Here is a 13,668-nt window from a genome sequence, read left to right as displayed (position 1 = left end):
AAGTCGAACGACCGCTAGTCGCCCCCTCTCCCCACATCAGCTATTGACGCGCACGAACCACACGTGCCGCTCAATGACTCGCCAACGCAAGGCCGAACTCTCGCGACAAAATCGATCGACGGTCTTCCGTCGAAATCACGTGTTGCTCGGTTTGTCCGTTTCGGACGGTTTTCAAGGTGTCGCCGATCAGGACTTTTCGACCGCTCTCATTGTGGAGAATCACCAACATCTTTTGCACGAAGATCGCATCAGGGTGGGTCGAATTCATATAGTTGGCGGGAGCAAAATCGATCCATTCCTGCGGAGACAGGTCGAACGCGTATTGATTCGCCCATTGTCCGTCGACCAGCGCCTTCAGCAGATAATCCCGCTCGCTTATCTTGCTCAGCATGAACGTGTCGGCGTCCTGCCTGACTTCCACGTCGATTGCGTCGAGTCGAAGTGGGGCTCGGATTCCATAGCTGCCGAAGCCGAGATCGCACAGCCAGCTTTCCCCATTCAAGGTCAGCACGATGGCCATATGGGTCCTGGGTCGTTTGACCGCATAGAACATCGGTCTTGCCGCGACGAACTGGTAGGTCAGTCCAAGCGCTTGCAAAGCCATCGCAAATATCCCGTTCACCTCGTAGCAGTACCCGCCCCGGTTTCGCTGAAGAATTTTCTCGACGATGTCTTCGGGAACGAGGGAGACAATCTTCTTGTCCTGCACGTCCAGATTCTCGAACGGGACAGAGAACAACTGCCGTCTCATCATTTCGGCGACGGTGGCGATATCGGCCCTCGACGAGGGTGCAAATCCGATCCGCTCGAAATATTGTTGCAGCGTGAAATTCTCGGCCTTCATGTCGTGGTGCCTCCGCAAAAAGAGCATTCATCGTGGCACGCCGACTGGCAACGGCCTATGCACAACACCGACGAATCTGTTACATAACAGATTTGCCTGAGTGGATGGTCAAAATGCACGCTACAGAGTCCGCGTTACCTCGCTACCGGCAGCTCGCAAACAGCTTGTTGGACGGAATCGCGAAGGCCGGGCTCAAGGCCGGGAACCGGTTGCCGTCGGTGCGAATGCTCGCGGTGCAGCATGGTGTGAGTCTCACGACGGCGTTACAGGCGTTGCGCTGGCTGGAGACGCAAGGGAAGATCTATGCCCGCCCGCGTTCTGGCTATTTCGTGGCGCGGTCGGCCGCACGCCCGGCAGCGGGCAGGCGGAACACGTGGACCGCTCCTCAGCCGGAACTGGATGCGCAAGCCAGGGATCATCTCGCCATGGTCGGTTCACCGTGCAGCGTCCAGCTCGACCTCGCGGCGGGCGAGCCGTCTCTCTACCCAATCGATCGGTTCAGCGTCCTGCTCCGGCGTTTCGCCTATCAACAAAACACCCTTGTCGGCTCCTATGTTCGGGGCACGGGTCATCCGGATCTTCGGCGCGAGATAGTCCGCCAGGCGATGCAGTACCCCTGTGACCTCGACCCGGAAGAAGTGGTGGTGACCAACGGATGTACCGAAGCGCTCAATCTTGCGCTCAGGGCGGTAACGCGTCCCGGCGACGTCGTTGCCGTCGAGTCGCCGACGTATTTCGTGCTCTTGCAAATGTTGCGGTCGCTGGAGTTGACCGCACTGCCGGTGCGTTGTCTGTCGAATACCGGCATGGATCTCGGCATGCTGGAAGAGGCGCTCGATCGGGCACCGGTCAAAGCGGTGGTCACCATCGCCAACGCCAACAATCCCGTAGGCAGCGTTGCATCCGACTCCGCCAAGCGTGCGCTCGTCAAACTGCTCAAGGACCGGAACGTTCCCCTGATCGAGGACGACATCTTCGGCGATGTCTGCTTTGGTGAAACCCGGCCACGGCCGGTACGCGCCTTCGACAGCAACGGCAACGTTCTTCTTTGCGGGGGATTCTCGAAAAGCCTGAGTCCGGGACTACGCTTGGGCTGGATCGCGGCAGGTCGATTCACCGAACGGGTAAAGGCGCTGAAGTACGCGACCAGCATGGCGACCGTCGAGCTGCAACAGGTCGCCGTTGCCGAAATGCTCGCGGGCGGCGGCTACGCGCTGCACCTCAGGCGGCTCAAGAAAGCGCTTCAGGATCAGCAAGCGCGTCTTCGCGACACGATTGTGCGCAGCTTTCCGGCTGGCACTGAAGTGAGCCGCCCGGCCGGGGGGTTTGTGCTCTGGGTCCGGCTCCCACAGATCGATGGAAACAGCGTCAGCACGCGGCCGCTGTTCGAACAGGCGCGCCGGGAAGGGATCGGGATCGCGCCCGGACATCTGTTTGGCGAGGGAACCGCTTATGACGATTGCCTTCGCGTGAATGCCGGCTATCGATGGACTAGCGAACTCGGGACGGCGATCGAGCGTCTTGGCACGCTCGCGAAGGCTGCCCGCCCTTCGGACATCGTGATCGACACATCTCGCGCCCGAAGCTGACGGTCGACCGTCTCGCTCCAACGGTGTGAATGGATCGCTCCGGGTCGGACGCCCGCTGGCTCGCGGTGGACCGGCCATTCATTCCGCATCGACAGGTTGAATCCGCCGTCAAAATGTGCCGTTCGACAACCGGTCCTGGATTGGCGACAATCCAGGACGCGTCGCTTCGAAACCAGGGAATGCGCCAACAATGTATCCAGGGATTGTTCGTCACATCACTCGAAGCCTGTTGCCGGCTATCGCCGCGAGCGCGATAGCGGCGTGCAGTTCACCTGCCACGATTGGCCCGCCGATCACGAACTCGCTTGGCGACGGTCGTAGCGGAATCGTGACGTTCGAATCGGTGACTCCCAGGAGCACCGGGGAATTTCTCTCGCATTCCGCCAGCAGCGAAAAGGCCGTCATCTCCGGGGAGTTGAGCATACCCGGCAAGGGGCCACACATCGTACCCGCGGTCATCATCCTGCATGGCAGTAGCGGCGTGAATCGGGGTGAACGGGTTTGGGCTCAGCGCATGAACGCCCTCGGCTATGCCAGCTTCGTCGTGGACAGTTTTACCGGACGCGGTATCAGGAACACTGAAAAGGATCAGACGCAGCTTTCGATGACCGCCGATATCGCCGATGCCTACGCCGCCTTGCGTTTGCTGGCGACCGATCCTCGTATCGACAAGGAGCGGATCACGGTCATGGGCTTTTCGCGCGGCGGCGTGGCGGCGCTCTATTCATCGCTCGAGCCCTTCCGCCTGGCTGCGACTCAAGGCGATCTGCGGTTTGCTGCTCACGTCGCTTTCTATCCGTCCTGTGGCATCTCTTACGACGCGGCGCATCTGGACGGCTCTCCCGTCCTGATGCTTGTTGGCGGTAAGGATAACTATACGCCGGCAGGCCCTTGCATTGCCTATGCAGCAACGCTCCGTTCGAAAGGCGCGCAGGTCACGCTGAAAGAGTATCCGGATGCCTGGCATGGTTTCGACCGACCCACGCCGTTGCATTCAGTACCACTCGCAACGAGCGCGCGAGAATGCCACGGCTCCTATGATCTCGATCGCCGGAAGTTCACAATGGTTCGGGATGGCCAGACGCTATCCGGCGCCGCCGCCACCGCTGAGTCGAAGCGCTGCCTGACCACGGGCGTCACCCTGGGCGGCGACCCGGAGGCACAGGCGCAATCGCCTGCTGAAGTCGCGGCTTTCCTCAAAGCGGTACTCAAATAGGCGCAAGGCCGCTCAGGATGGCGTGCGGCCTGCCACATCGAGCGGTAGCCGCTCATCACGCGTCACTCGCGACAACCCGTCGAACCGACGCTTCCGGGCGTGACGACAAAAGCGTTTGTAGCCAGAGCCACGCCGGCCGAAAATGAAACCGGCTGAGACATGCGAACGACGACAACGCCGGGGGCGGCAATCCATCCGGAAGCATCCGTGCCAGTACGGACACCCCGCCCCCTTACGGCGTCATGTCGGCCCCCGGCGGGACCGCCCCGACCATCGGATCGTCCCCTGCGTTTGCAACATTCGCGGCGCGTAGAACCAGCCACATCAAGTGGCCCATTTGTCGCTCGACAACCTTGCCCTTGGCAGTCTGATGAACCACGACCAGATCATTCGCCGGGTCGACCACGACATACTGTCCGTTGTGACCATCTGCCCAGAAGCCGCCTGGCGACAAGTTCATTACGCGGACTCGCCGATCCGGGAAACCGGTCCACCACATATAGCCGTACCCGGAGTGGAGATACGTTTCGGACCAGGCGGTCGTGCTCTCCTGGACCCATGACGCAGGTACCACCGGCGTATCGCGCCACCGCCCGGACCGCAAGAAAAGTAACCCGAATCGAGCCAAGTCGCGCGCAGTCATGCGGAACGGGTAGGCCGGATGCATCGAATCGGCGCCCCGGATATAGCGCCCGTCGCCGGGCCTGTAGTCCTGCATGCCGAGCGGCGTCGCGATACGTTGCTGGAAGCTGTCGAAGATCGAGGCGCCGGTGGCACGCTCGTAAATCGTGCCCAGCACGTTGAAATCCCAATTGTTGTAGTACCAGAAGGTGCCCGGTGCGTGGCTACCCCTGGCCGGCCGCCTTCGCTTTTCGCCTTCGGTCTCGTAGAGGGCGAGGTGATATACGCCGGATCGCGCCTGCAACAGTTGCCGGACAGTCGCTTGCTTTTCGGCATCCGTTAATCCCGGGGGATTGTCGTCGATCCCCAGCGACGCGAGCGTTGCGTCGAGCGTGATCTTTCCTTCCTTGACGGCAATGCCGATCAGCGCGCTAAGCAGGCTCTTGCGCATCGAGTGCAACTCGAGCCTACGGTCGATATCGCCCCAGCTATCGATCACCACGCCATTCTGAACGACCATGAAACTCGCGGTGCCAATGCTTGCGGAATAGCGCCTCGCCTCCGACATCAGTTCCGGATTCCAGCCGGCCTGCCCGGGCGTCGTCTGACTCCACTCAACTCCCGGCCAGGTTGGGCTGTCAGGCAATGAAGCGGCAAATAGAGGTGAGTAGCGTACCAGCCAACAGGCGGCCGGTAAGCTCAGGATCGCGCGGCGGCTCAACAAGATGAAATCCTCCGAAGCAGGAAGCGGGTAACCGGCCTGATGCACTGCGGCAAAACGAAGCCCTCCGTATCGTCTCTTGCGACCATCGGGCGTCCCAGCATATTCTGCGCCTGACACCTTCTTCGCTCACAACGACATGAGCCTCAGGAGCGTTGACCGAATATCAGCGCGGACGATGCCGCGTATGACGCCTTGCTCGCGCAGGCTCAGGCATCTCCGCAATACGCGCAGCTCGTCGATGCGGTTCACCGGGAAACCGTGGAATACTCCGGCGTGACCGACGATCACCCGGACTGGATGGTCCAACTGCGCAATGACGACAGAGATGAGCGTCAGGCGGAAGTCTACCGGCAGCGGAGCGAGTTGGGAGCCAGTGAAGTCCGTGGGGATCTCTGACCATGGCTTGCCATCGGGGTGTCGATTCGCGCCGGGCGCGGGGACAGTTGCGCCCCGGCACCCATCGCTGGAATAGCGACGGTCCGCCTGGCAGCAACGGGACGGTGCCCGCCGCCGCCGGGCGCAGGCCCGGCCGCCCGGAGCGACCGCGCCGACGGTCGGAGGCCGGCCACGAGCGGCCGTTCGACATCGAGTCGCAATTCGCCGACAATTGAACCGCTTCCCGAATTCGCAGACCACCGACGGGTACCTCGATGCCGATCACGGACATTCCCCAGATACCATGCGGGACCATTATCGTGCTCAACGGTCCGAGCAGTGTCGGCAAAAGCACGCTTGCCAGGTACTTGTGCGAGAGCTCGACTGAGCATCATTTGCACGTCGAGCTGGACGTGTTTCGAAACATGGAGCCCGCAAACTACTGGGAAGTCGGGAAGCAGACAACACAGGTTCGCGTGGCCGCGTTATGCCGGGCAATAAATGCCACTGCCTCGACTTTTTCCAGGCACGGTCAGGCAGTGATCGTTGATCATGTCCTCTCAACCGACGCATGGCACTACATGCTCGAAGACTTGGTCGATCTCCCGGCCTTCATCGTCGGTGTCTTTTGTTCGCTCGAAATTTTGATCGAGCGTGAGCGGGCTCGTGGCGACCGTAAGGTCGGGTTAGCCAGGTCTCAATTCAACTCGATCCATGCTCACCGGCACTACGATCACGTCGTGGACACGTCGTCTTCAAACGCGATCGATTGCGGCCAATCCGTACTGGCATGGTTACAAAGTCGACCAACCCCGACTGCATTCTCGAAGATGCATCAGCAATTTTTCGGTCACGCAAAGTCGTCGGAGGCCGGCCATGATCGGTCGGTCGACACCGGTATACGGAAGCAGATCAACGAGCCATGAAAAACCTGGTTCGATTCCGGGTCCGGCCGGTATTTCACGGTAGCGATCTTCTGGTCGAGGTAATTGCAGATCATCGCGCCTTTGATTTTCCCGGCGCTCGTCCGATTCCCCGACTCGCGGCGAACCGGCTTTCTACATCGAAGCGTCGCGGCCGCCCGGTTGGCACGTATTCCAACGCCCACATGCTTCGGGGCCGGCAGGCATCACCGATCCCCGCGGCATCGGTGACGACGTGTACGCCAGGGAAAAGCCCGTCGGATCAATGATCTGACCACTCTCCGCCAACTTGCCGGAAGGCGAAAGGCTTCGCGACGACGGATCCGGATGACGACCGGCTCATGAGAACCGGCATCGTCCGAAGCACCTTCAACACGCAGCGATCAATCGCCGGGGACATCGGCACGTGCGGACGATCGATGGGTCGAATCCGCACTATCGAAATCGACGGAAACTCGAGGATAGCGAGACGAGTCGACGCGCTCTCCGGCCGCCATGACATCGCGGAATCACTGATGTGGCTGGGAAGCCTGCCCGCCCCGCATGAACCGTTTCGCCATTCCCTCGACAACCGCCTGATCGGCGAGGCTGGTCATCGTGGTCGCCGACTCCGACTGCTTTCCGTCTTCGCACACCACGTGCCCCAGCTGCTCCTGCATTGAACCGGCCTGATCGGGCAACTGTGCCGGCGGCTTCAACGGGCCACTGAAGACGACATCGCCATCGATGCCTGAATGGACGAAGTAGTCGATCGTCCAGTCCAGAGAGGCGCAGTCGATAACGCCATGCGTGGTCGTCTGCTGGTAGGTTTGTTTGGCGTAAGCCTGACGATCCCTGAAAAGCATTCGCGTCCAGAGTCCGATCTTGCCGTCGGACAAATGACGGATGCTGCTTTTGTCATAGAGCAACGCATGCTCGGCGCCATCGGTCTGCCCCACGATGCGCCAATCCGCCTCGGCATGGACCTGTATCGAAGCGAGCATGGCAACCGTCAGAATGGCAATTTTCTTGTTCAATATATCCGTCCCGGAATGCGTTGATTCGATCAGGGCTGCCGGCAGCGACGAACCCGTTCGACTACCGCTGCACGCGCGTCACGGCAAATCCTGAAGTCCGTCGGCGCGAGGCGATCGCGGCAAAGCGCCTCGACCTGAGCTTTGCCCGGCGAGGCGTGGAAACCCGTGCATCATTGAAGTGGCGATGACACGCGCCGCAGTGGCCCGCGACACTCACGAGATCGCGAAAAGCCGCGTGGCGGCCCGAGTGTACCAGCGGCGCACACGGGCTCGGGCGAGATTCACGTCCGCCCGTCGCACGCGCTCAATGCGCGAAGCTGATCGGCATGCCGTCGGGCGGATGCGCGACCGCGCCCATCGGATTACCGTAGATCGCACAGAGCATGTCGGCGCGCATCGGTTCGGCGAACAGGCCATGCGCGAGCATGGCTGCCGCTCTTGGGCGCGATGGGTTCGTCGCAGAAGCGGCTCGCCATGTTGATGTCGTGCGGCACCACCACCACGCCGATATGGCGCTCTGCGCTCAGCCGCTTCGACCGATAGCGGCACGGTCGGGCCGCGCACCATCCCGCTCCGCCGCAAGGTGCGTTGAAACAGCACCGATGAGACCGGTTTCCCGCCGCGCCGGCAATGGGTCGGCGGCCGACCAGCCGACGTTTCCATAAAGCGAACAGGCTCCTTGTCATTAATTCGCTTTCTACGATGCGACGCCTCTTCTAACCTTGCCGAACCCGATCGCGAGCGGCCGACCCACGGCCAGCGCTCGCACGGATAACGAGCACAATCGAAACGGAGACATTACGTGTCGCGCGTCAGCCCTCTTGCAACGGCCACGGATTCCCGGCCGACCGGAACCTTCGCGAACCTGCGGTCCATCTTCAGCGGATCGGTAGGCAATCTCATCGAGTATTACGACTGGTACGTCTATTCGGCGTTTTCGCTGTACTTCGCGAAGGCGTTCTTTCCGAACGGCAACCAGACCGCGCAGTTGCTGAACACGGCGGCCATCTTCGCGGTCGGCTTCATCATGCGCCCCATCGGCGGCTGGCTCGTCGGCATGTACGCCGATCGCAAGGGCCGCAAGGCCGCGCTGCTCGTATCGGTGCTGGCGATGTGCGCCGGCTCGCTGATCATCGGCCTGACGCCCGGCTACGACACGATCGGGATCGCCGCACCGGTCCTGCTGATCGTCGCGCGCCTGCTGCAAGGGCTCAGCCTCGGCGGCGAATACGCCAGCTCGGCCACCTATCTGAGCGAGATGGCCGACCCGTCCAGCCGCGGCTTCTATTCGAGCTTCCTGTTCGCGACGCTGTCGCTCGGCCAGTTGTTCGCGATGGGCGTGCTGGTGGTGCTGCAGCAGTGCTTCATGACCACCGCGCAGCTCGAAAGCTGGGGCTGGCGGGTGCCGTTCCTGCTCGGCTCGCTGCTGGCCTGCAGCGCGATCTTCCTGCGCAGCAACATGAAGGAAACGGAATCGTTCGAGCAGCATCGCCAGAGCAAGCGCCGTCACGCGTCGATCGCCGACCTGTTCCGCCACAAGCGCGAATGCGTGATCGTGGCCGGCCTGACGCTCGGCGGCACCGTCGCGTTCTACGCCTATACGACGTACATGCAGAAATTCCTCGTCAACAGCGCGGGGATGAGCAAGGCGGATGCGTCGATGGTCTCCGTGATCAGCCTGCTGGCGTTCGTCGTGATGCAGCCGATCTTCGGCAGCCTGTCCGACCGCATCGGTCGCCGTCCGCTGCTGATCGCGTTCGGCGTGCTCGGCACGCTCTGCACCGTGCCGATCTTCCAGGAACTCCGCGGGGTCCGGAGCACCGGCAGCGCGCTCGCGCTGATCGTCGTCGCGCTGCTGATCGTCAGCCTGTATTCGTCGGTCAGCGCGGTCGCGAAGGCCGAGTTGTTTCCGGTCGGCGTGCGCGCGCTCGGCGTGGGCCTGCCTTATGCGATCACCGTCTCGCTGTTCGGCGGCACGGCCGAATATGTCGCGCTGTGGATGAAGAGCATCGGGCACGAAGCGTGGTTCTTCTACTACGTGTCGGCGTGCGTGCTCGTCTCGCTGGTCTGCTATCTGTGGATGCCCGATCCCAAGCGCGTGTCGCGCATCGACGAAGCGTGAGCATGGCGTCCGCTCCCGCCGCCGCCCCGCCCTGACACGGGGCGGCGCCCATCCCGTCAGCGGAAATCCGCGTACTGGCGCACCAGCGACAGCATCGACGGAATCAGGCCGCGCACGTCGCCGCGCCGCCACTGGAACGCATAGGGAAGCGGCGTCAGCGGCGGTTCGCTCGTCAACTGCACGAGATCGCCGCCGAAACGCGCGCCGGCCCAGTCGACCGGCAGGAAGCCGATGCCGACGCCTTCGCGCAACATGCCGGCCACCGCGCTCCAGTTGTTGCAGGCGATCCGGCGCGGATGGTTGAGGCCGCTCGCGAGCAGCCAGTCGTCGAGAATGCGCGTCACGCCCGACCCGGACGGCAACAGCACGAGCGCATGACGGGCGACGAGCGCCGGCGTCAGCACCCGCTCGTCGCCGACCAGCGCCTCGGCCGCCATCCACGCGAACCGCGTTTCGGCCACCGGCTGCGACAGCACGCTGCTGCGCGACGAACGGCCCGCGATCACCGCGAAGTCCAGTTCGCCCGCATCCACCTTCTCCTCGAGCGCCGCGCCGACGTCGACGTACGGCTCCAGCGCCAGTTTCGGATGCAGTTTCTGCACGGCCGCGACGAAACGCGGCAGCCACGTCAGCGCCGACAGCTCGCCGACGCCGAACCGCAGCCGGCCGCTCAATCCTTCGTCCTTCGCCACCGAATCCTGCAACGCCGCGACCGACTCGAGCACCCGCACGACCGCGGGCAGCAGCGCTTCGCCGTCGTCGGTCAGCACGGCGCGATGGCCGCTGCGATCGAACAGCGTGCGCTCGACAACCTGCTCGAGTTCGTTGATGCGCTTGGACAGCGATGAAACCGACAGATGCAGCCGCTGCGCCGCGGTCGAGAAGTTTGCGCAGGTCGCCGCCCAGTAGAAGGCGTCGAGTTGCTTGAGGGTCGGGGTCGCCATGGTTCTTCGCTTTTATCGAACAAATTCCTTGGAAGATTATCGCTTTTTATGGCGCTCGCGCCTGCATAAAATTCCCGCACCGATTCGAAACAAGGCTGTCGACATGAACTCATCCGCGTCATCCATTCCCGGGAAAAACGACACCGCGGCCGCGACGCGCAAGCCGCCGCGCGTGCTGCGCAAGATGCTGAGCCTGCACGATTTCGAAGCCGGGGCGCGCCGGGTGCTGCCGCGCCCGATCTTCGGCTACGTGAACGGCGCGGCGGAAGACAACCGCACGCGCGACGACAATCGCGCCGTGTTCGACGAATACGGTTTCGTGACGCGCGTGCTGCGCAACGTGTCGCAGCGGCAGCAGACGGTCGAGCTGTTCGGCCGGCGCTATGCATCGCCGTTCGGCATCGCGCCGATGGGCATCCATGCGCTGTCGGCCTATCGCGGCGACGTCGTGCTCGCGCGTGCCGCACGCCACGCGGGAATCGCGTCGATCATGAGCGGCTCGTCGCTGATTCCGCTGGAAGACGTCGCCGCCGCCGCACCGGGCACCTGGTTCCAGGCGTATCTGCCCGGCGACGACGCGCGCATCTCCGCATTGCTCGAACGCGTCGCACGCGCCGGCTACCGGACGCTGGTGATCACGGTCGACATCCCGGTGTCCGCGAATCGCGAGAACAACGTGCGCACCGGCTTCACCACGCCGCTGCGCCCCGGGCCGCGCCTGTTCTGGGACGGCATCACGCGGCCGCGCTGGCTGGCGGGCACCTTCGCGCGCACGTTGCTGACGCACGGCATGCCGCACTTCGAAAACTCCTTCGCCACGCGCGGCGCGCCGATCCTGTCGTCCAGCGTGTTGCGGGATTTCTCCGCGCGCGATCACCTCGACTGGCAGCACCTGGAGCGGATTCGCCGGATGTGGCAAGGCGAGCTGGTCATCAAGGGCATTCTCAGCGTCGACGATGCCGTGATCGCGCGCGACGTGGGCGCCGACGCGATCATCCTGTCCAATCACGGCGGCCGCCAGCTGGACGGCGCGGTCTCGCCGATGCGCATCCTGCCTGACGTGGTCGGCGCACTCGGCGCCGACTATCCGGTCATGATCGACAGCGGCTTTCGCCGCGGATCGGACGTGCTGAAAGCGGTGGCGATGGGCGCACGCATGGTGTTCGTCGGCCGGCCGTTCAACTACGCGGCCGCGGTGGCCGGCGAGGCCGGCGTGCTGCATGCGATCGGCCTGCTGCGCGACGAAGTCGACCGGAACATGGCGATGCTGGGCGTGGATCGCTGCAGTGGCCTGACGCCCGATGTGCTGATCCGGAACACGTGAGCGGCGATGTCCTGCCCTGCGCCGGAAAGCAGGATTGCACTCGTCGGTGCATGCGCTTCCCGCCTTACCTCAGGCGTCATCGTTCGAGCCGTTGCGAATCGCCGGCTGGCTTGCTGCGCGAGGTCCGGGTGCCGCGCCGCATGTGAGCGGCGTCCATTCATGGATCGACGTGCTCGTTAAGACAACGGGCTGAGGCAACGCCGGTGCGTCGGGACGATCGCCAAGACCATCGCGCGCGCTCGACTCGGTCGCGGCGACTCCACCGTGCTCAATCCACGTTGAAATGAACGCGTACGTCCTGCCGGCTCTCGACAGGACGACCGTCATCGGTCGCCGGAAAGAAGCGCCAGCGGCGCAGCGTCTCCAGCAGGATCTGATTGAGCCGGGGATTGGGCGTCGGCTTCACCAGGTCGATATCGAACGTGCCGTCCGCGTGAACGAGGAAGCGCGCGACCGCGACCGCCTGATAGCCCTCTTCGCGAAGATCGTCGGGCAGCACGGGCAGCGGTTGCGACAGCAGGCGGGCCTGGGCGCTGCCCGACCCGGAAGGATGCGCGGCCGCCGACTCCGCATGCGCGCCCGACGCCGCCCTCACCTCGTCGGGCGCCGGATGCGCCGCTTGCGATTGCGTCGGCGCGACCGGCTGACGGACCGGTTGCGCCGCCGTGCTCCCCTTCGCCGGTGCCGCAGGCCGCACCGTCGGCATCGCCCGACGTACCGGGGCCGGCTTCGGCGCAACGCTGTGCACAGGCGCAGGCGGAGCCGCTTGCACGGGTGCAGGCATTTCGACCAACTGCATCTGGAGCGTCTCCGGCGCGTGCGGCATCGGGCCATCGCCCGGGAACAGCCGCATCGCGTCGACGAGGAACGCGCTCCAGAGTGCGGCGGCACACACGACCGCCACCGCGAACCTGCGCATGGGTCGCTCCGGCCCGGCGTACAGTGGCGAGCCGCGTCTAGTCACGATGGACCGCGACGAGAAAATGCTCGGCCCCGGCCCGCTTCGCTTCAAGCATCGCCAGGACGACGACGCCATGCGCCGCGCCGTCGTCCGCCGCGATGACGACGTCGCGATGGTGTCCGAGCCCATGCGCGACGGCGTCGCCGACGCGCGCGAGCGGCACCGGCTGCCGATCGACGAAGATCTGGTTCGCCCGGTTCACCGCCAGCGTCACGGGCCGGTCCGCCTGCAACTGCCGTGCACGCCCGCGCGGCAGGTCGATGCCGACCGCATCGAGGTGCTGCATCGCGAGCGACGTCAGCATGAACGTCGCGAGCAGGAAGAACATGACGTCGATCATCGGGATGATCTCGATGCGGCCGCGTTTCGACGCGCGCGAGCGACGCAGTTTCATGACGCCGCTCCGGCCCGCTCGCGCGCCAGGCGCAGTTCGGCGAGCCGTTCGTTCGCGAGCGCTTCGAGCTCGTCCATCAGCCCGTCGACGCGACGCGAGAAATAATTGAACGCAAACAACGCGGCCAGCGCAATCACGAGGCCGATCGCGGTCGCGACGAGCGCCTGCGCGACGCCGCCAGACACGCCCGCGGGGCTCACGAGCCCGTCGCCGCCGATCAGCCGGAACGACCGCATCATGCCGACGATCGTGCCGAGCAATCCGAGCAACGGCGCGGCGGTGACGATCGTCTCGAGCAGCCACAGGCCGCGGCTCATGTCGCGCTCGATCTGCTGCGCGGCCGCCTCGACCTTCGCCTCGACGTGCCATAGCGGCGCGTCGCCGTCGTCGAGGATCGCGGCGAGCCGCTGCACCGCATGCCCGCCCGGCAGCTCATGCGACGTGGCGCCCCGCCCGCCCCTGCCGAAGCGCCAGAACACGTACGCACGATCCAGCATGATCGCGAGCGCGACGATCGCGAGCACGCTCAACGGATAGACGACCCAGCCGCCGACGCGCAACGCATCGGCGAAACCTTCCCATTCATTCATCGTGTGTCCTTTCCCGCGCCGGCAA

General features: G+C 64.0%; 13 protein-coding genes and 1 pseudogene. 6 read left to right on the top strand and 8 right to left on the bottom strand.

Annotated elements, in window-relative coordinates:
- Positions 1-70: 70 nt before the first annotated feature.
- The gene (locus GQ56_RS0108070; RefSeq protein ID WP_031398173.1) at positions 71-844 is read right to left on the bottom strand and encodes an arylamine N-acetyltransferase family protein; all 774 of its coding nucleotides are present in this window, start codon (positions 842-844) and stop codon (positions 71-73) included.
- A 113-nt stretch (positions 845-957) separates the two neighbouring features.
- On the opposite strand from GQ56_RS0108070, the gene GQ56_RS0108065 reads away from it, so the two are divergent.
- Together GQ56_RS0108065 and GQ56_RS0108060 are read left to right on the top strand one after the other, a co-directional pair.
- Positions 958-2,433, top strand: coding sequence for an aminotransferase-like domain-containing protein (locus tag GQ56_RS0108065; RefSeq protein ID WP_043301222.1), 1,476 nt, complete (start codon positions 958-960; stop codon positions 2,431-2,433).
- A gap of 328 nt (positions 2,434-2,761) precedes the next feature.
- Positions 2,762-3,649, top strand: coding sequence for a dienelactone hydrolase family protein (locus tag GQ56_RS0108060; RefSeq protein ID WP_161788556.1), 888 nt, complete (start codon positions 2,762-2,764; stop codon positions 3,647-3,649).
- Between the two features lie 232 nt (positions 3,650-3,881).
- Here the strand turns inward: GQ56_RS0108060 and GQ56_RS0108055 are convergent, their stop codons facing one another.
- Positions 3,882-4,994, bottom strand: coding sequence for a serine hydrolase domain-containing protein (locus GQ56_RS0108055; protein ID WP_235212660.1), 1,113 nt, complete (start codon positions 4,992-4,994; stop codon positions 3,882-3,884).
- Positions 4,995-5,162: 168 nt separating this feature from the next.
- Between GQ56_RS0108055 and GQ56_RS0108050 the strand changes: the two are divergent.
- Positions 5,163-5,390: pseudogene (locus tag GQ56_RS0108050) on the top strand (ATP-dependent protease); the annotation flags it as partial.
- A 254-nt stretch (positions 5,391-5,644) separates the two neighbouring features.
- Positions 5,645-6,295: a chloramphenicol phosphotransferase CPT family protein gene (locus tag GQ56_RS0108045; protein WP_031398168.1), complete on the top strand. Its 651-nt coding sequence runs from the start codon at positions 5,645-5,647 to the stop codon at positions 6,293-6,295.
- Between the two features lie 506 nt (positions 6,296-6,801).
- On the opposite strand, the gene GQ56_RS0108040 is transcribed toward GQ56_RS0108045, so the two are convergent.
- The gene (locus tag GQ56_RS0108040; protein WP_031398167.1) at positions 6,802-7,308 is read right to left on the bottom strand and encodes a surface-adhesin E family protein; all 507 of its coding nucleotides are present in this window, start codon (positions 7,306-7,308) and stop codon (positions 6,802-6,804) included.
- A 304-nt stretch (positions 7,309-7,612) separates the two neighbouring features.
- A complete protein-coding gene (locus tag GQ56_RS46900) occupies positions 7,613-7,735 on the bottom strand; it encodes a hypothetical protein (protein ID WP_265183109.1) in 123 nt (40 codons plus the stop codon).
- Between the two features lie 375 nt (positions 7,736-8,110).
- Between GQ56_RS46900 and GQ56_RS0108030 the strand changes: the two genes are divergently transcribed.
- On the top strand, positions 8,111-9,430 hold the full coding sequence (locus GQ56_RS0108030) for an MFS transporter (protein ID WP_031398166.1): 1,320 nt from the start codon (positions 8,111-8,113) through the stop codon (positions 9,428-9,430).
- A 56-nt stretch (positions 9,431-9,486) separates the two neighbouring features.
- Here the strand turns inward: GQ56_RS0108030 and GQ56_RS0108025 are convergent, their stop codons facing one another.
- Positions 9,487-10,374 carry a LysR family transcriptional regulator gene (locus tag GQ56_RS0108025; RefSeq protein WP_031398165.1) on the bottom strand — a complete coding sequence of 296 codons (888 nt, stop codon included), beginning with the start codon at positions 10,372-10,374 and terminating at the stop codon, positions 9,487-9,489.
- Between GQ56_RS0108025 and GQ56_RS0108020 the strand changes: the two genes are divergently transcribed.
- A complete protein-coding gene (locus GQ56_RS0108020) occupies positions 10,373-11,698 on the top strand; it encodes an alpha-hydroxy acid oxidase (protein ID WP_161788555.1) in 1,326 nt (441 codons plus the stop codon). The two genes, GQ56_RS0108025 and GQ56_RS0108020, sit on opposite strands and share 2 nt — an antisense overlap.
- A gap of 268 nt (positions 11,699-11,966) precedes the next feature.
- On the opposite strand, the gene GQ56_RS0108015 is transcribed toward GQ56_RS0108020, so the two are convergent.
- From GQ56_RS0108015 to GQ56_RS0108005, 3 genes are read right to left on the bottom strand one after another with little or no spacing between them, the layout of a single operon-like run.
- On the bottom strand, positions 11,967-12,662 hold the full coding sequence (locus tag GQ56_RS0108015) for an energy transducer TonB (protein ID WP_235212659.1): 696 nt from the start codon (positions 12,660-12,662) through the stop codon (positions 11,967-11,969).
- Positions 12,655-13,053: an ExbD/TolR family protein gene (locus tag GQ56_RS0108010; protein ID WP_031398162.1), complete on the bottom strand. Its 399-nt coding sequence runs from the start codon at positions 13,051-13,053 to the stop codon at positions 12,655-12,657. The genes GQ56_RS0108015 and GQ56_RS0108010 overlap by 8 nt, the downstream gene beginning before the upstream one ends.
- The gene (locus GQ56_RS0108005; RefSeq protein ID WP_031398161.1) at positions 13,050-13,643 is read right to left on the bottom strand and encodes a MotA/TolQ/ExbB proton channel family protein; all 594 of its coding nucleotides are present in this window, start codon (positions 13,641-13,643) and stop codon (positions 13,050-13,052) included. Before GQ56_RS0108005 ends, GQ56_RS0108010 begins: the two co-directional genes overlap by 4 nt.
- Positions 13,644-13,668 lie beyond the last annotated feature (25 nt).

Source organism: Burkholderia paludis, assembly GCF_000732615.1.
Classification (GTDB): Bacteria; Pseudomonadota; Gammaproteobacteria; order Burkholderiales; family Burkholderiaceae; genus Burkholderia; species Burkholderia paludis.
This window is presented reverse-complemented; position numbering and strand designations above follow the sequence as displayed.

Excerpts from the sequence above, each read along its gene's own strand:
- GQ56_RS46900 (WP_265183109.1), bottom strand. The coding sequence starts at position 7,735 with ATGCTCGCGCATGGCCTGTTCGCCGAACCGATGCGCGCCGACATGCTC.
- GQ56_RS0108005 (WP_031398161.1), bottom strand. The coding sequence starts at position 13,643 with ATGAATGAATGGGAAGGTTTCGCCGATGCGTTGCGCGTCGGCGGCTGG.
- GQ56_RS0108070 (WP_031398173.1), bottom strand. The coding sequence starts at position 844 with ATGAAGGCCGAGAATTTCACGCTGCAACAATATTTCGAGCGGATCGGA.
- GQ56_RS0108025 (WP_031398165.1), bottom strand. The coding sequence starts at position 10,374 with ATGGCGACCCCGACCCTCAAGCAACTCGACGCCTTCTACTGGGCGGCG.
- GQ56_RS0108010 (WP_031398162.1), bottom strand. The coding sequence starts at position 13,053 with ATGAAACTGCGTCGCTCGCGCGCGTCGAAACGCGGCCGCATCGAGATC.
- GQ56_RS0108020 (WP_161788555.1), top strand. The coding sequence starts at position 10,373 with ATGGTTCTTCGCTTTTATCGAACAAATTCCTTGGAAGATTATCGCTTT.
- GQ56_RS0108065 (WP_043301222.1), top strand. The coding sequence starts at position 958 with ATGCACGCTACAGAGTCCGCGTTACCTCGCTACCGGCAGCTCGCAAAC.
- GQ56_RS0108045 (WP_031398168.1), top strand. The coding sequence starts at position 5,645 with ATGCCGATCACGGACATTCCCCAGATACCATGCGGGACCATTATCGTG.